Annotated in this window: 20 protein-coding genes and 1 pseudogene; 13 read left to right on the top strand and 8 right to left on the bottom strand. The window is 61.0% G+C overall.

The annotated features are described in order from the left end of the window. Positions 1-504: 504 nt before the first annotated feature. Positions 505-729, bottom strand: a complete 225-nt coding sequence (locus H7847_RS25800) for a globin family protein (protein WP_264479730.1) — start codon at positions 727-729, stop codon at positions 505-507. A gap of 473 nt (positions 730-1,202) precedes the next feature. Here H7847_RS25800 and H7847_RS25795 point away from each other — a divergent pair, with 473 nt between their 5' ends. Both H7847_RS25795 and H7847_RS25790 read left to right on the top strand, forming a co-directional pair. Then, complete coding sequence (locus tag H7847_RS25795; RefSeq protein WP_227272446.1) at positions 1,203-2,048, top strand: DMT family transporter; 846 nt, start codon at positions 1,203-1,205, stop codon at positions 2,046-2,048. An 18-nt stretch (positions 2,049-2,066) separates the two neighbouring features. Beyond that, positions 2,067-2,864 (top strand): aspartate dehydrogenase, encoded by a 798-nt coding sequence (locus H7847_RS25790; RefSeq protein WP_227272444.1) that lies wholly within the window; start codon positions 2,067-2,069, stop codon positions 2,862-2,864. Between the two features lie 70 nt (positions 2,865-2,934). On the opposite strand, the gene H7847_RS25785 is transcribed toward H7847_RS25790, so the two are convergent. The 4 genes from H7847_RS25785 to H7847_RS25770 form a co-directional block, all read right to left on the bottom strand. Continuing rightward, positions 2,935-3,132: a hypothetical protein gene (locus tag H7847_RS25785; RefSeq protein ID WP_406676043.1), complete on the bottom strand. Its 198-nt coding sequence runs from the start codon at positions 3,130-3,132 to the stop codon at positions 2,935-2,937. A gap of 122 nt (positions 3,133-3,254) precedes the next feature. Further along, on the bottom strand, positions 3,255-3,929 hold the full coding sequence (locus H7847_RS25780) for a GntR family transcriptional regulator (protein WP_227272442.1): 675 nt from the start codon (positions 3,927-3,929) through the stop codon (positions 3,255-3,257). Continuing rightward, entirely contained in the window at positions 3,926-4,942 is a 1,017-nt protein-coding gene (locus H7847_RS25775; RefSeq protein WP_227272441.1) for a Gfo/Idh/MocA family protein, read from the bottom strand. Before H7847_RS25775 ends, H7847_RS25780 begins: the two co-directional genes overlap by 4 nt. Continuing rightward, positions 4,939-6,027: an isocitrate/isopropylmalate dehydrogenase family protein gene (locus tag H7847_RS25770; protein ID WP_227272438.1), complete on the bottom strand. Its 1,089-nt coding sequence runs from the start codon at positions 6,025-6,027 to the stop codon at positions 4,939-4,941. The genes H7847_RS25775 and H7847_RS25770 overlap by 4 nt, the downstream gene beginning before the upstream one ends. A 159-nt stretch (positions 6,028-6,186) precedes the next feature. On the opposite strand from H7847_RS25770, the gene H7847_RS25765 reads away from it, so the two are divergent. The 11 genes from H7847_RS25765 to ureG all read left to right on the top strand — a co-directional run bounded on the left by H7847_RS25765 (position 6,187) and on the right by ureG (position 13,028). Beyond that, on the top strand, positions 6,187-6,477 hold the full coding sequence (locus tag H7847_RS25765) for a putative quinol monooxygenase (protein WP_227272437.1): 291 nt from the start codon (positions 6,187-6,189) through the stop codon (positions 6,475-6,477). Continuing rightward, positions 6,474-7,271, top strand: a complete 798-nt coding sequence (locus H7847_RS25760; RefSeq protein WP_227272435.1) for an N-acyl homoserine lactonase family protein — start codon at positions 6,474-6,476, stop codon at positions 7,269-7,271. Before H7847_RS25765 ends, H7847_RS25760 begins: the two co-directional genes overlap by 4 nt. A gap of 121 nt (positions 7,272-7,392) precedes the next feature. After that, on the top strand, positions 7,393-8,235 hold the full coding sequence (locus H7847_RS25755) for an urease accessory protein UreD (protein ID WP_227272433.1): 843 nt from the start codon (positions 7,393-7,395) through the stop codon (positions 8,233-8,235). A 4-nt stretch (positions 8,236-8,239) separates the two neighbouring features. Then, positions 8,240-8,542, top strand: a complete 303-nt coding sequence (locus tag H7847_RS25750; protein ID WP_227272431.1) for an urease subunit gamma — start codon at positions 8,240-8,242, stop codon at positions 8,540-8,542. Positions 8,543-8,550: 8 nt separating this feature from the next. Further along, entirely contained in the window at positions 8,551-8,856 is a 306-nt protein-coding gene (locus H7847_RS25745; protein WP_227272429.1) for an urease subunit beta, read from the top strand. Further along, positions 8,853-9,170 carry an antifreeze protein gene (locus H7847_RS25740; RefSeq protein WP_227272427.1) on the top strand — a complete coding sequence of 106 codons (318 nt, stop codon included), beginning with the start codon at positions 8,853-8,855 and terminating at the stop codon, positions 9,168-9,170. The genes H7847_RS25745 and H7847_RS25740 overlap by 4 nt, the downstream gene beginning before the upstream one ends. A 1-nt stretch (position 9,171) precedes the next feature. After that, on the top strand, positions 9,172-10,881 hold the full coding sequence (gene ureC / locus H7847_RS25735) for an urease subunit alpha (protein ID WP_227272425.1): 1,710 nt from the start codon (positions 9,172-9,174) through the stop codon (positions 10,879-10,881). 151 nt (positions 10,882-11,032) lie between these two features. Then, positions 11,033-11,254 carry a DUF1127 domain-containing protein gene (locus H7847_RS25730; RefSeq protein ID WP_227272423.1) on the top strand — a complete coding sequence of 74 codons (222 nt, stop codon included), beginning with the start codon at positions 11,033-11,035 and terminating at the stop codon, positions 11,252-11,254. Between the two features lie 16 nt (positions 11,255-11,270). Continuing rightward, positions 11,271-11,762, top strand: coding sequence for an urease accessory protein UreE (gene ureE, locus H7847_RS25725; protein WP_227272422.1), 492 nt, complete (start codon positions 11,271-11,273; stop codon positions 11,760-11,762). Continuing rightward, positions 11,752-12,393 carry an urease accessory protein UreF gene (locus H7847_RS25720; RefSeq protein ID WP_227272449.1) on the top strand — a complete coding sequence of 214 codons (642 nt, stop codon included), beginning with the start codon at positions 11,752-11,754 and terminating at the stop codon, positions 12,391-12,393. Before ureE ends, H7847_RS25720 begins: the two co-directional genes overlap by 11 nt. Next, on the top strand, positions 12,390-13,028 hold the full coding sequence (gene ureG, locus H7847_RS25715) for an urease accessory protein UreG (protein ID WP_227272420.1): 639 nt from the start codon (positions 12,390-12,392) through the stop codon (positions 13,026-13,028). The genes H7847_RS25720 and ureG overlap by 4 nt, the downstream gene beginning before the upstream one ends. On the opposite strand, the gene H7847_RS25710 is transcribed toward ureG, so the two are convergent. The 3 genes and pseudogenes from H7847_RS25710 to H7847_RS25700 all read right to left on the bottom strand — a co-directional run. After that, the gene (locus H7847_RS25710) at positions 13,025-13,516 is read right to left on the bottom strand and encodes a (2Fe-2S)-binding protein (RefSeq protein ID WP_227272418.1); all 492 of its coding nucleotides are present in this window, start codon (positions 13,514-13,516) and stop codon (positions 13,025-13,027) included. The two genes, ureG and H7847_RS25710, sit on opposite strands and share 4 nt — an antisense overlap. Before the next feature lie 9 nt (positions 13,517-13,525). Further along, positions 13,526-14,053 carry a hypothetical protein gene (locus H7847_RS25705; RefSeq protein WP_227272416.1) on the bottom strand — a complete coding sequence of 176 codons (528 nt, stop codon included), beginning with the start codon at positions 14,051-14,053 and terminating at the stop codon, positions 13,526-13,528. Positions 14,054-14,145: 92 nt separating this feature from the next. Next, positions 14,146-14,270: pseudogene (locus tag H7847_RS25700) on the bottom strand (S-(hydroxymethyl)glutathione dehydrogenase); the annotation flags it as partial.

The following is a 14,270-nucleotide window of genomic DNA, read 5'->3' as shown; positions in this document are numbered from 1 at the left end:
TCCTCAGCGAAACATCTAATCCCACATAATAGTTCATGTCGTTCTCCTTAAATTGCAGTAATCTACTGCAACTCTATCAAGAACCTCACCCCACTATCTGGTCAGCCCGATTACCCATGCTTCGTCCATTGGATCAAGGCGTCGTGTGAGATAAATTTTGACCACGTCCTCCCCGAAAGAGCCTATGTTTGAGACGATGTAAACAAAGCCTGATTTCGTCTGTTCTGCCATTGCCTTTGCGCGCTCTGTCTTTTCATGGGCGGCCGCAAGTTGTTTCTACAGGTGCATATCGACCGCCAGCGCCTGAAACCGTCGTCACGATGGATCAAAGGACAATGATGCAATAACAATCAATTTGGACCAGTCAGATCAGGCTGCTCAGTGGGCGCGGTGACCTGACCGTGTACATGCCTTTCCGCTAACATCGACGTGAACAAAGTTAGCAAGCAACAGGTCGGCGCAGTTATAGCGGGCCCGCCTCTATTCCTTGGGTTCTAACGTCGACTAAGAACGGGTTACGATGCAGCAAAACTGCAAGAACTGCTCAAAAAGGAAGGCGTAGTGGCAAAGGTTGTTGGGATAACACCATGGATTTACGCCGTTTTGCTTGTAAAAAGGAAAGATATCATGACAAATCTCAGCGTCTTCCCGACGGATCGGGACATGCGCATGGATAAGCTTTACATCCATATGCCCGTGCCTTTCCGCGTAGTAGCGGCGCCCGCCCATAAAACCCGACAGAAACGCGAACTGCTCTGCGCCTGCATGGTCCAACCCGTGATCGCGCGCGCAATCGGCGCAGGTTCGAGCCTTCCGGCAACGTCTCGACCAAATCGTAGAAGCGTTTCACGAGGTCGCACAGACGCTCCTCGCCGCCAATGTCATCTACCGTGCTCCCCCGGCCCGTGTGACGATGCTCCAACCCTGTCGCCTTGATGCAAGTCAAACCTGACGGAGTGGCGAGGCTCAGCTATCGCCGATCGCCAAGACGGCAGCCGCCCCTCAAAGGCTCTATCTGGCACCGGGCAGGGCTGATCGCTGTGTGGGACGTTGCATTTACGGAAATATTATTTAATCTCATGAAATATCCTTCGCGCAGTCGCGGCACAGCTCTACGGATCACATATGAAAACCCTTCGCGCAGTCCGCCCCGTCCGGAGCGTTTTTCGGATGCCCGCCCCGGCAAAGCCGGGCCCTCGCGGATGAGCGCGCTCACGCTGGGTCTCATCGCCGCCTTTGCCTGGGGGTTTCATGACATCTGCGTCCGCTATGTGAGCCAGAAAACGCCGCTGATGGCCGCATTGCTGACAGTCCTGCTGGCCGGCCTGACCTTTCATCTGGGGGTGATGGTGGTTGAAGACGGGTTTATCCCGCTGTCCGGTGCCGCCTTCGGCTATGCCGCTCTGGCAGGTCTGTTTTTCCTGATTGCGAGCCTTGGGCTTTATGGCGCGTTTCAGCGTGGACCGGTGCGGCTGGTGGCCCCCGTTATTGCAAGCTATCCCATTCTGTCCGTGGCTTGGGCGACGCTGCGCGGCGCTGACGTGTCGGCCCTGCAATGGGGGGCTGTGGTGGCGATTATTCTGGGGGTCTCGGTGGTGGCCGCGCTGTCGGATACCGCCACCGAAGAAGTCCCCCCCAAGGGTCGCACGATCTTTTACGCAGCAATCTCGGCCATTGGGTTTGCCGGAACCTTCGCGATCAGTCAGATGGCGGCGGAGATGTCGCATGACCTGCCCGTCACACTTGTCACCAGGCTGGCAGCCATTGGGCTTTTGATGGGCATCATACTGGCCTTGAAACTGCCCCTCTGGCCGGGAAGGGCGGCTGTTCCGGTCCTGTGCCTGATGGGATTTGCCGACGGTATTGCACTGATGAGCGTGGTCTCGGCGGGCGGTTTGCCCGACGCACAATATGCGGCGGTCTCTTCGTCGGTCTTTGGATTGCTGACCATCGTGATGGCCTGGGCTTTCCTGCGCGAACGCATGACCTTACCGCAATGGGCCGGGTGTGCGGTAACCTTTTGTGGTATCGGGTATCTGGCCCTCTAGATGACAAAGGATCGGATGATGCCTCAGACCATTGTGCTTATCGGCTATGGTGCCATAGCGGCAGAGGTCTGCAAGGCACTGTCCCGTGACGCGGAAATCCGGATCGCGCAGGTCCTTGTCAGGCCGGGCAGACAGGCGGCTCTGCAAGCGGCGCTGCCCTCGGGCATCCAGGCCATCTCTTCACTGGATGACCTGCACCCGGATACGGATTTCGTGTTGGAATGCGCCGGACATGACGCCGTCCGGCAGTTCGGACCCGACGTTCTGAGAGGCGGCGTCGATTTCGGCGTGCTTTCTGCGGGGGCCCTGGCCGATGACGCAGGTCTGGACCGCCTGCGCCGGGCCAGCCAGACGGGTGCGGCGCAGCTCATCCTTGTATCGGGGGCGATTGGCGGGATTGATGCCCTGGCCGCCGCAGGCGATCGGTTGGACAAGGTCACCTATCTGTCGCGCAAACCCCCGCTCAGCTGGCGAGGCTCTCCGGCGGAAACAACGCACAATCTGGCATGCATCACAGCCCCCACGGTCCTCTTCACCGGCACGGCCCGAGAGGCGGCACTCACTTTTCCAAAGAACGCCAATGTCGTGGCAACGGTCGCGCTGGCGGGTATCGGGTTTGACGCCACTGAGGTGACCCTGATGGCGGACCCCGACGCCACCGGCAACACTCACAGGATCAAAGCAACCGGGCCGCTTTTTGACCTCGACTATGCCACGCAAGGGGCCGCCCTTCCCGCCAATCCCAAGACCTCTGCATTGACCGCCTATAGCGCTGTGCGGGCCCTCAGGCACCGGGGCATCGGTGTGGTGATCTGAACAAAAGGCCAGCCTTTGAAGCTCTGCAACCAGCTCAGGGCCTGATCCGGGGGCAGGGTGTGTTTATACTTTACCCCGAGCGGCCTCGCGCAACCCAAGTGAGATAACAGATTACATTTATGGGAATACTTAGCCTCACCGCGATCTCCTCAAGCGGGGCGGATGCGCCGCCTTCCTGCACGAAGCGCGCAACCTGATCCGCATCGATGTCAAAGCCATAGGTCTCATGGCCATCCCGCGCGGCAGAGATTACAATGCCATAGCCCATTGATCCCAGTCCGATGACGGCGGTTTTACACTTTTTGCCCAGGCGCGCATTCCTTCTTCTTTCCGATCTCTGACGAGAGATAACCCGCCTGGCATCGAATGCCCGAGGAAAACGCCTCCGGCCTAGAGAGATCGTAGGTGGTGTTTTTCCAGCAGGTTCATTATGAGATCACGCGCCTGACGGCGATGCGCGTGATGAATGCGCCGGGCCGCAGGTGCATCCCCTGCTGCAATCGCCTCCAGAACGCCGCGATGATCCGCGTTGGATTTCAACGGGACCGGGCGAATGTGCAAGGTGATCGCCCGCGCGCGGCGCACCTGATCCGTCATCATCGCCACGATGGTCCGGGCGCGTTTGTTCTGCCCCAGGCGAACAAGTTCGCGGTGAAACGCCGCATCGGCCTGGGCCCAGGCCTCCCTGTTGTTCGCGGCAAGCGCAAGGTCCATGGCGTCGATGGCGTCACGGAGCATCCGCAGGTCCTGTTGCGTGTAGCCTTGCCGCGCCGCCGTTTCCGCAGCCAGGCTCTCCAGCTCCGTCAGCACGTCGTAGATGTCGCGCATGTCCTGCGGCGACACGGCCAGTATCCGCACCCCTCGGCGCGGCCGCACGGAGACCAGCCCCTGTGCCTGCAACGTCAGCGCAGCTTCGCGGACCGGGGTGCGCGACATGCCCAGACGGCGCGCCAATTCCGTCTCCAGATGATCCGAGCCCGGTCCCAACTCCCCGGTGAAAATCATCTCGCGCAGTCTACTGACCGCCTGATGCATGTTCGACTTGGGTTCGGGCGCGGGTTTCATAGGGTCACCTTGGTGTTGCTTGCCGCAGAACGGTAGATCGCATCCTTGATGCGGATCACTTCGCAATAGGCCCGCGCCTGGTTTTCCAAGGGTGTTTGCCGGCGCAGATGCGCAACCACATGGGATTGCAACGCATGCACGCAATCGCCGCCGAACCCCTCCCATGTGTCAGCGGGCAGCACGGTCACCGTATCGGTTGCCCCAAAGGCGCGCCGGTCCAACTGACCGGTCCCGGACAGGCGCAACGTGCCCTGCGTGCCTTCGACCAGCGCCTCGCCCATTGTCCGTCTGAGGTTGTCACTGGCGTGATCAAGATGCCTGTTGCCGTCGAAGACCGCCCGGACATCCTCTGGATGATCGAACAGGATAAAGCCTGCATCTTCTCCGGAAATGGCGGGGTTCAACCGGCGTAAATCCGCATAGACCGCCTGCGGATCGCCAAACAGAAAGCGGAACGTATCGATCCAATGCACGGCGGTTTCATGCACCAGAAAGCGGGGCATCGCCTGAAAATAGGGCTGCCGGTCCAGATAGGCCCGCGGCCCCTGCCCATCCCCCGGCCGCAGCCGGAAGGTGGCCTGCAGGACCTGCCCGATCGTGCCCGCGTCCAGTTCGGATTTGATCGCGCGGTACCACGGCATGAACCGGAAGTTTTCGTGCACAATCAGGGTCGTGCCCGCCCGCCCGGCGGCGGTGACCATCTCTTTCGCCTCAGCGAGCGACAGGCAGAAAGGTTTTTGGCAGATGATGGTCGGTACACGGTGCGCGAGCGCGGCTTTGATCGTCGCAGCATGCGCTTCGGGTGGCACGATGATGTCGAGGATATCCGGTGCGGTCCGGTCTATCATCTCGTTCAGCGTTGAGAATACCGGCAGTCCGGTTGCCTGCGCGGCCTGCCCGTTCAGGTCGGTGACACCAACAATCTCCACCTCCTCAAGACGCGCCCAGGACCCATAGTGGAACTGGCTGAAATAGCCCGCGCCGACCCCCGCTACCCGCAGAGGAGGGGTCAACGGCTGAGCACCAGATCACGTACCGCTCTGGCGGCGGTTTGCGTTGTCGCACGGCCGCCCATGTCGCGGGTCAGATGCGTGCCGGTTCCGATCACCTCCTCCACCGCCTGTCTCAGCAGCCTGCCATCCTCGACCAACCGGGCCCTTTTGTGCCGCAGACCCAGCCAGTCCAGCATCATGGCGGCAGAGAGGATCATCGCCATCGGATTGGCCACCCCTTGCCCGGCAATGTCCGGCGCGGATCCGTGGCAAGGCTGAAAGACGGCATGATCAAGACCAATATCCGCGGAGGGCGCCACCCCAAGTCCACCCATGAGACCTGCGCCCAGATCCGACAGAATGTCGCCAAACATGTTTTCGGTGACCAGCACGTCAAAATCCCACGGCTTGAGCACAAACCACAAGGCGGTTGCATCCACGTAAGCGTGATCAGCCACCAGATCCGGATGTTTGGCCGCCTCCGCATCGAAAAGCGCGCGGAAAAAGGCAAAGGCGCGAAACACGTTCGCTTTGTCAACACAGGTCACCTGACCCCGTCCACGCCCCGTGGCCTTGCGGGTCCGGGCCAGTGCAAACGCAAATTCAAAGAGTTGCTCAGAGATTTTTCGGGTGATGAGAAGCGTTTCGCGGGCCTCGTCCTCCGTCACCTCCCCCCGGCCCTGTGTGTAGAACAGCCCTTCGGTGCTTTCCCGGATCAGGACAAAATCCACCTGCCTGTCCGGTGGCAGATTCAGAGGCGTCTTCAAGCCGGGAAAAAGGCGTACCGGGCGCACCCCGGCAAAAAGTGTTAAGGCTTTTCGCAGATCAATCTGTGGCGATATCTCGGTGCCATCCGGATAGCGTACGCTGGGCAGGCCCATGGCTGAAAGCAGAATGGCATCTGCATCACGGGCACGCTGCAGCGCGCGGTCGGGCAAGGCTTCCCCCGTGCGGGCATAATGGGCGGCCCCTGCCGGACAGGCTTGAAAATCCAGACCGTAGCCATTTTTCTCAGCCAACGCCGTCAGAATGTCCACGGTGGGGCCGGTGATCTCAGGGCCGATCCCATCCCCTTCGAAAACCGCGATGCTGAACCGTTCTGTCATCCCCCCACCCTTTGTTCCATTTTTTGAGTGATCCCTTGCGCAACGCGCATAATGCATACATTAATGTATGCATTATGCAAGGAGACCGTCAGAATTATCTTGCGCAGGACGCGCGGGCCGACATCATGGCCGGACACCCTATGTCACACGGAAGATCAGATGTTTGCAGTCGTCGTTACCCTGACCCTCAAAACAGGCACCACAGAGCAGTTCCTGCCCCTGATGCGCACCAATGCCGCCACCTCCCTTCGGCAGGAGGAAGGGTGCCACCAATTCGACGTGGCGACCGATCCGGCTCGGCCGGACGAGGTGTTTCTGTATGAAGTCTATACCAACGAAACCGCCTTTGCCGGGCATCTCAAGACACCGCATTTCGCTGAATTCGATGCCGCCACGGCGGCGATGATTGCCGACAAAGAGATCAAGACCTACAGAAAGGTGATCCCATGACGCCCTGGGAGGTCTATGCGCTCAAATACGCGGACCGAAACGCGCGCATTCGGGCGGACAGTTTCCTCTTTGAGGACACGCATGACGCACCGCATCCGATGGATTACTTCATGTGGCTGCTGCGCCGGGGGGATCAGACGATTCTGGTGGACACCGGGTATGACCAGTCCGAGGCGCAAGCACGCGGCAGACCGATCCGGCTGGACCCCGGCGCGGCCTTGCGCCCGTTCGGACTGCAGCCTGCGGACATCGACCATATCATCGTGACCCATTTACACTACGATCACGCCGGAGGTCTGCACCTTTTTCCCAATGCGCGGCTGCACATGCAGGCCGCAGAGATGGCCTATGCCACCGGCCCCTGCATGTGCCACGACACTCTGCGCATGCCTTTCACCGCCGGGCACATCTGCGAGGCGGTCCAGCGGCTCTACAGTGGTAAGGTTACGTTTTACGACGGGGAGGCGCAGCTGTCCGAGGGCTTGACGGTGCATTGCATCGGCGGTCACAGCCGCGGGCTACAGGCGGTGCGCGTGCAGACCCAGGCGGGCTGGTTGGTCCTGGCCTCTGATGCGGCACATTTTTACGAGAATGTCTTTGAACGCAAACCCTTTCCCATTGTCGTGGATTTGCAAGATATGCTGGAGGGGTTCGAAAAGCTGCATTCCCTTGCCTCCAGCCCCGGCTTGATTGTGCCGGGCCATGATCCGCTGGTTACCACCTATTACCCCCAGGGCGCGGACAAGCATATCTGGCGGTTGGACCATGGACCGAAAACCCCGATAGGATACTAACGTGCGCTTTGGCCTGACAAGTCCGCCCAAAAAACAGGCAAACCGCCTCGTTTGGAAGCGTATCGTTTGCCCTGCGGTGGCCAAATCGTCCCGCCCTATGTGACAGTTCCGAAGAATTTGAATGACCCGAGAGCTGCCTTCCTTGCTTAAGCGTGCCGCGACACCGCTGGACCAACCCCGCGCCATTGGGGGGGCCTTTGTCAGCAGCAAATGCGGCGCGGCGGGCTCTGCCATTGACGGTTTGCGGCAATCGGGGGCGCTCAAGCTCCTGTTTCCAAGAAGCCGCAGGGCCGTGGAGGCGGTCCTTATCAATACGGCAGGTGGCATCACGGGCGGGGATCGTTTCGACATCCAAGCCCATGCAGGCGCGGGATCGCAGTTGACCCTGACGACACAGGCCGCCGAACGCGCCTATGGGGCCCAGATCGGCCAGACAGGCAAGATCAGAGCCCGGCTGCGGGCGGATAAAGACAGCACACTTCGCTGGTTACCGCAGGAGACCATCCTCTATCAGGACGCGGCCCTGTGCCGTCGCCTGCGGGCTGATCTGGCTCCCTCCGCGCGGTTTTTGATGGTGGAGCCCGTGCTCTTTGGGCGGCGGGCCATGGGCGAGGATCCGACCCGCCTGCAGTTTATTGATCGCATTGATGTGCGGCGCGACGGCAAGCCGCTCTACCGGGACGGGACCAACCTGATTGGCAATGCGGCAACACTGCTTGACCGACCCGCAATCGGGGGTGGGGCGCGGGCGATGGCGAGCCTTTTGTGGTGTGCACCGGAGGCAGGCGGAAAACTGGACGTCGTTCGAAATATCATTGGCAAGTCTGGCGGGGCCAGTATGCTTTGCGCTGACGTGATGGTCGCGCGGCTGCTTGCAGAGGACGGCTTCATGCTGCGCCGCAGCCTTTTGCCGCTGCTCGATCTTTTGACAGAGACATCCCTACCCCAAAGCTGGAGGCTTTGACGACATGCAACTCACGCCCCGTGAAAAAGACAAACTCCTTGTCGCTCTGGCCGCCGAGGTGGCGCGCAAACGATTGGCCCGCGGGGTGAAGCTGAACCATCCCGAAGCCATTGCGCTCATCACGGATGCGGTGGTCGAAGGGGCGCGGGACGGGCGCTCCGTCGCGGACATGATGGAGGCAGGTGCGCAGGTCATCACGCGCGATCAGTGCATGCAGGGCGTGCCCGAGATGATCCATGACGTGCAGGTGGAGGCGACGTTCCCGGACGGAACCAAGCTTGTCACTGTCCACAATCCGATCCGATAGGAGGCCCTATGATCCCCGGAGAAATCTTTACCGCCGAGGGTGACATCGCCCTGAACGAAGGCCGGGAGGCAATCACGCTGATGGTTGCCAACACCGGGGACCGCCCGGTTCAGGTCGGCAGCCATTATCATTTTGCCGAAAGCAACAGTGCGCTTGATTTCGACCGCACTGCTGCACGGGGCATGCGGCTGGACATCGCGGCCGGCACCGCAGTGCGGTTTGAGCCTGGCCAACGCCGCGAAGTTCACCTCATTCCGGTTTCGGGCGCGCGCCGCATCTTTGGGTTCAATCAGCACGTGATGGGGGAGCTATGAATTTCCAACCACTCCGCCCCATCGCCCTTTGGGGCAACGCCGTTGAGCTTGGGATGCTCGCCATCGAGGCGCAGGCAGTCATGACGATGCGGGTCATGGGCATGTCCGGATTATGGTCTGTCACGCCGGGTGAGAGCCGCCGCATGCTCTCTGAGAAAGCACATGCCGTCACGAAATCAGCAACCAACGCGACCCGCGCCAGCCTGCGCGGTGACCCGCCGGACAAGGTTCTGGCCTCGGCCATCAAACCCTTCCGCCAGAAAACCCGCGCCAATGCCCGCCGTCTCGGCAAGCGCGGCATGAAAGTGACCTGACATGCCCACCACGATCTCCCGCTCCAATTACGCCGCCATGTTCGGCCCCACCACCGGCGACAAGCTGCGATTGGCCGATACCGATCTCATCATCGAGGTGGAACACGACCACACGATCTATGGCGAAGAGGTTAAGTTCGGGGGCGGCAAGGTGATCCGCGACGGCATGGGCCAAAGCCAGGTGACACGGGCCGAGGGCGCTGTGGACACCGTCATCACCAACGCCCTGATCGTCGATCATACCGGTATCTACAAAGCGGATGTAGGTCTGCGCGACGGGCGCATCGCCAAGATCGGCAAGGCGGGCAACCCCGACACCCAGCCCGGCGTCGATATTGTCGTCGGCCCCTCCACCGAGGCCATCGCGGGGGAGGGCAAGATCCTGACCGCGGGCGGGTTCGACAGCCATATCCATTTCATCGCACCACAGCAGATCGACGATGCGCTGCACTCCGGCATCACCACGATGCTCGGGGGCGGCACCGGGCCTGCCCATGGCACGCTGGCCACCACCTGCACGCCGGGGTCCTGGCACATCGGGCGCATGCTGCAATCGCTGGACGCCTTTCCGATGAATTTCGGCATCTCCGGCAAGGGCAACGCGTCACAGCCCGCAGCCTTGGTCGAAATGATCGAGGGCGGAGCCTGTGCGATGAAACTGCACGAGGACTGGGGCACCACCCCCGGCGCCATCGACTGCTGTCTTTCGGTGGCCGACGACATGGACGTGCAGGTCATGATCCACACCGACACGCTCAATGAATCCGGCTTTGTCGAGAACACTGTGGCGGCCATCAAGGGGCGGACCATCCACGCCTTTCATACCGAAGGCGCGGGGGGTGGACACGCGCCGGACATCATCAAGATCTGTGGCGACGCCAATGTGATCCCTTCTTCGACCAACCCGACGCGGCCCTTTACGGTCAACACGCTCGAAGAGCACCTCGACATGCTGATGGTTTGCCACCATCTCGACAAGTCGATCCCCGAAGATGTGGCCTTTGCCGAAAGCCGCATCCGGCGCGAGACCATCGCCGCCGAAGACATCCTGCACGACATGGGAGCGTTTTCGATCATCGCATCCGACAGCCAGGCGATGGGGCGCGTGGGCGAGGTCATCATCCGCACCTGGCAAACGGCGGACAAGATGAAGAAACAACGCGGCGCTCTGGCCGAAGAAACCGGCGACAACGACAACATGCGGGTGCGCCGCTACATCGCGAAATATACGATAAACCCGGCCATCGCCCACGGCATCAGCCACGAGATCGGCAGCATCGAGGTCGGTAAACGCGCGGATTTGGTGTTGTGGAATCCGGCTTTTTTCGGCGTAAAACCCGAGATGGTCCTGATGGCGGGCACCATTGTCTGTGCGCAAATGGGCGACACCAATGCGTCGATCCCGACACCGCAGCCGGTCTATACCCGCCCGATGTTCGGGGCGTTCGGCCGGTCGGTTGAGCACTCAGCGGTGACCTTTGTCAGTGCTGCGGCCGAGGCGGCAGGCATTGGCGACAGCCTCGGCCTGCGCAAGCAAGTCAAGGCGGTCAGGAACACGCGGAACATCGGCAAGAGCGATCTGATCCTGAACGACGCGCTGCCGCAGATCGAGGTGAACCCGGAAACCTATGAGGTGCGGGCCGATGGCGAGTTGCTGACCTGCCAGCCCGCCGAGGTCCTGCCGATGGCGCAACGCTACTTCATGTTTTGAGGAGGACTGGTCTCAATGAGCCAAGCAGTTAAGAATTGCCTTATGCATCAGACGCAACCCGGATTTGCGATCACGGAGGTTTTTCCTGTCTGCTCAACGTGGTATCCGGCGTGCAAGGGAGGAAACCAACCGATCTTATCAGAGGTTTCCAATGGCATATACTGCACATACACCACATCCGATCAGCGCCCCCGGCCTTATCCTGCGCGGCCTGCGCTGGGTCTGGAACGGGTTGATCTTTCTGGGCGAAAACAGCGCCCGCGCCCGTGTTGTCCACCAGATCAGCGAAATGAGCGATGCGGAACTGGCGCTCCGGGGTCTGACGCGCGCCGATCTTGTGAAACGCATGCTGACAGACGGCTATCACCTGTAAATGACAGGGGGTCGCAATGACGGCCCCCCTTCTGGCGCAGCGGTATCACGATCATGCACATGGCACGCCCGTGGGCACGGTCTGCCTGACGTATGAAGACCGTTTTCTGCGGCGCAAGGTTGTCTCCCTGGCGGAGGGGGGATCGGTGCTGGTCGATCTGCCTCATACCACCTCGCTGAACCACGGCGGTGTCCTGATCCTTGCGGAGGGAGGCGAGATCGCTGTGACCGCCGCACCGGAACCTTTGCTGGAGGTACGGGGGGCCTCGCTACACCGGATCGCGTGGCACATCGGCAACCGGCACACCCCCTGCCAGATCGAATCCGACCGTCTGCTGATCCAGCGCGATCACGTGATGGCCGATATGCTCTGCAAGATCGGCGCGGAGGTCACCGAGGTGGTCGAACCTTTCACGCCCGAAGGCGGTGCCTACGGCCACGGGCGGACCCATGGTCATGACCACAGTCATACACATGGGCCCGACGGTGCGCACCTGCATGAACACTGACGCCTTCCTGACCCTGACCCAGTGGCTGTCGCCCGGCTTTCCGGTGGGCGCCTTTGCCTATTCCCATGGGCTGGAGCATGTGATCGACACCGGTGAGATACGGGATGCTCGGACGCTGAAAACCTGGCTGGAGGATATTCTGCGTCACGGAAGCGCGCGCAATGATGTGATCTTGCTGACGGCAGCATATAATGCGGCCCCGCAGCAGGTTGACGAGATTGATGCGATCGCACGCGCCTTTGCGTCCTCACACGAACGGCAGGTGGAAACGGTGGATCAAGGCGCGGCTTTCGCGCGCACCGTGGATGCCATCTGGGGGACGGATGTCGGGGCACTTTGCTACCCGGTCGCGGTGGGGCGCGCGGCGCGGGCCGAGGCGTTACCGCTGCCCCAGACCGCCGAGATTTACACCCATGCCTTTGTGGCAAACCTTGTGTCGGCAGCCGTCCGGCTGGTGCCGCTGGGTCAAACCGAAGGGCAGACGTTGCTCGCCCAATGCGCCCCCCTGATCCGCGCGGTGGCCGAGCTCGGCAGGACCGCACAGCTCGAAGACCTTGCTTCCTGCTGCTTTGCAACAGATATTGCCGCCATGCGACATGAAACCCAATACGCAAAGGTGTTCAGAACATGACCAAGACCCCTCTCAATGGCCCGCTGCGCGTCGGGATCGGTGGCCCGGTTGGGGCTGGCAAGACCACACTGACGGCAGCGCTCGCCAAGGCGCTCAGCAAGGACCACTCCATCGGGGTGATCACAAATGATATCTACACACAGGAAGATGCGGAGGCCTTGATGCGTCTGCAAATCCTGCCGCAAGACCGGGTGATCGGGGTCGAAACCGGCGGCTGCCCGCATACCGCGATCCGCGAGGATGCCTCGATCAACCTTGCTGCCGTGGCGGAGATGCAGCAACGCCACCCGGAGGTCGAGGTTATTCTCATCGAAAGCGGCGGGGACAATCTGTCCGCGACCTTTTCGCCAGAGCTGGCCGATGTGACGCTCTATGTGATTGATGTGGCGGCGGGTGAGGAAATCCCCCGCAAGGGCGGTCCTGCGATTACCCGCTCTGACGTGTTGATCATCAACAAAACCGACCTCGCGCCGCATGTGGGGGCGTCTTTGGAGGTGATGCAACGTGACGCCGAACGGATGCGTGCCGGCAGGCCCTTTGTCTTTTGCGCGCTGCGCCACGGCAAGGGCATCGACGATGTCCTGAACCATCTGCGCCAGATATCAGGCCTGGGGCTGGTCGCACAGGCGTCCTAGCGGTCCGTGCCCGGCGCGGGGACAGGTGAAGGTTTTGCGTTCAACCTGCGCGCTGCGGTTTTGATCGCCGCCTTGATGCGCGGATAGGTACCGCAACGACACAGATTGCCCCGCATTGCCTCAGCAATATCCGCATCAGTCGGATCCGGCGTCTCTGACAGCAGCGCTGCGGCCTGCATGATCTGACCCGACTGGCAATAGCCGCATTGCGCAACCTGATGTGTCACCCAGGCTGCCTGAACGGCATGCATCGCCCCTGTTTTGCCAAGCCCCGCAATCGTGGTCACGGGCCCATCGACGTCAGCGGCTGCAACCTGACAGGACCGCACCGCGACCCCATCGATATGCACCGTGCAGGCACCGCATTGGGCCACACCGCAGCCATACTTCACAGCCGTGATCCCCAGCACATCGCGCAACACCCAAAGCAGCGGCATCTCCTGCGGGACATCCACCTCATGGGGCTTGCCATCAACAGTCAGCTTCATCCATCACACTCATCTTTGTGCGGAATACTTTAGGCCGGCGCGATGGCACCGGCAAGCGGACATAGCGTGAAGACAACGCCTTTTTGTCAGGTGCCCCCCTCCGAGCCGGGCCTGCAGGACAGCACCAATCACAAGAGCCATTCCGACATGTGCGACAGAGGAGGATTGGGTATAAGCGCCAAACCCCATCATGAAATCACGTCCGATAAGCGGTGCGAGGATGCCCTGCGCAACGAACCACAGCCCCAGGCCAACAAGCGCGCCTGCCATCCGGCAGCCAAGCCCGGTCACACGTTTGGTCAGCAAGATAACCGTCGCAAAGCCAAGGCTGCCGATGAGAACATGGATGACAAAGGCGGTTGCATAGGGCAGAGACAGGTTGGCAAATTGCCCCGCCAACGCCATCACCAGATTGGCCGGCTGAAGGGAAAGACCGAAGATCAACGGAGAGATCAGCCAGGCATAAGCTTCAAAAACGAGCTCTCCCAAGACCCCTGCAAGCAGGAGTGAAACGATCAGGTTGGGGCGGTACGTCAACAAAACAAAATCCTTCGGGTATCGAACCACCAAGCGACGTGGCGAGCAATACCCGCACCCGCAATGGCGCGCACAGGAATGTGGCCGCGTGCTCAAAACTCCACGACGGCGCGGATTGATTTTCCCTGGTGCATGAGGTCGAAGCCGTGGTTGATCTCGTCGAGGGTCAGCTTGTGCGTGATCATCGGGTCGATCTCGATCTTGCCGTCCATGTACC

Source organism: Roseobacter weihaiensis (assembly GCF_020622345.1).
GTDB lineage: Bacteria > Pseudomonadota > Alphaproteobacteria > Rhodobacterales > Rhodobacteraceae > Roseobacter > Roseobacter weihaiensis.
Note: the sequence above shows the minus strand (reverse complement) of the source record. Positions and strands in the feature narration are given on the sequence as shown.

Bases quoted from the DNA above. Each gene is read 5' to 3' on its own strand.
- H7847_RS25745 (WP_227272429.1), top strand. From the start codon at position 8,551: ATGATCCCCGGAGAAATCTTTACCGCCGAGGGTGACATCGCCCTGAAC.
- H7847_RS25790 (WP_227272444.1), top strand. From the start codon at position 2,067: ATGCCTCAGACCATTGTGCTTATCGGCTATGGTGCCATAGCGGCAGAG.
- H7847_RS25795 (WP_227272446.1), top strand. From the start codon at position 1,203: ATGAGCGCGCTCACGCTGGGTCTCATCGCCGCCTTTGCCTGGGGGTTT.
- H7847_RS25750 (WP_227272431.1), top strand. From the start codon at position 8,240: ATGCAACTCACGCCCCGTGAAAAAGACAAACTCCTTGTCGCTCTGGCC.
- H7847_RS25740 (WP_227272427.1), top strand. From the start codon at position 8,853: ATGAATTTCCAACCACTCCGCCCCATCGCCCTTTGGGGCAACGCCGTT.
- ureC (WP_227272425.1), top strand. From the start codon at position 9,172: ATGCCCACCACGATCTCCCGCTCCAATTACGCCGCCATGTTCGGCCCC.
- H7847_RS25755 (WP_227272433.1), top strand. From the start codon at position 7,393: ATGACCCGAGAGCTGCCTTCCTTGCTTAAGCGTGCCGCGACACCGCTG.
- H7847_RS25785 (WP_406676043.1), bottom strand. From the start codon at position 3,132: ATGGGCTATGGCATTGTAATCTCTGCCGCGCGGGATGGCCATGAGACC.
- ureE (WP_227272422.1), top strand. From the start codon at position 11,271: ATGACGGCCCCCCTTCTGGCGCAGCGGTATCACGATCATGCACATGGC.
- H7847_RS25765 (WP_227272437.1), top strand. From the start codon at position 6,187: ATGTTTGCAGTCGTCGTTACCCTGACCCTCAAAACAGGCACCACAGAG.
- H7847_RS25760 (WP_227272435.1), top strand. From the start codon at position 6,474: ATGACGCCCTGGGAGGTCTATGCGCTCAAATACGCGGACCGAAACGCG.
- H7847_RS25720 (WP_227272449.1), top strand. From the start codon at position 11,752: ATGAACACTGACGCCTTCCTGACCCTGACCCAGTGGCTGTCGCCCGGC.
- H7847_RS25730 (WP_227272423.1), top strand. From the start codon at position 11,033: ATGGCATATACTGCACATACACCACATCCGATCAGCGCCCCCGGCCTT.
- H7847_RS25780 (WP_227272442.1), bottom strand. From the start codon at position 3,929: ATGAAACCCGCGCCCGAACCCAAGTCGAACATGCATCAGGCGGTCAGT.
- H7847_RS25800 (WP_264479730.1), bottom strand. From the start codon at position 729: ATGGGCGGGCGCCGCTACTACGCGGAAAGGCACGGGCATATGGATGTA.
- ureG (WP_227272420.1), top strand. From the start codon at position 12,390: ATGACCAAGACCCCTCTCAATGGCCCGCTGCGCGTCGGGATCGGTGGC.
- H7847_RS25710 (WP_227272418.1), bottom strand. From the start codon at position 13,516: ATGAAGCTGACTGTTGATGGCAAGCCCCATGAGGTGGATGTCCCGCAG.
- H7847_RS25770 (WP_227272438.1), bottom strand. From the start codon at position 6,027: ATGACAGAACGGTTCAGCATCGCGGTTTTCGAAGGGGATGGGATCGGC.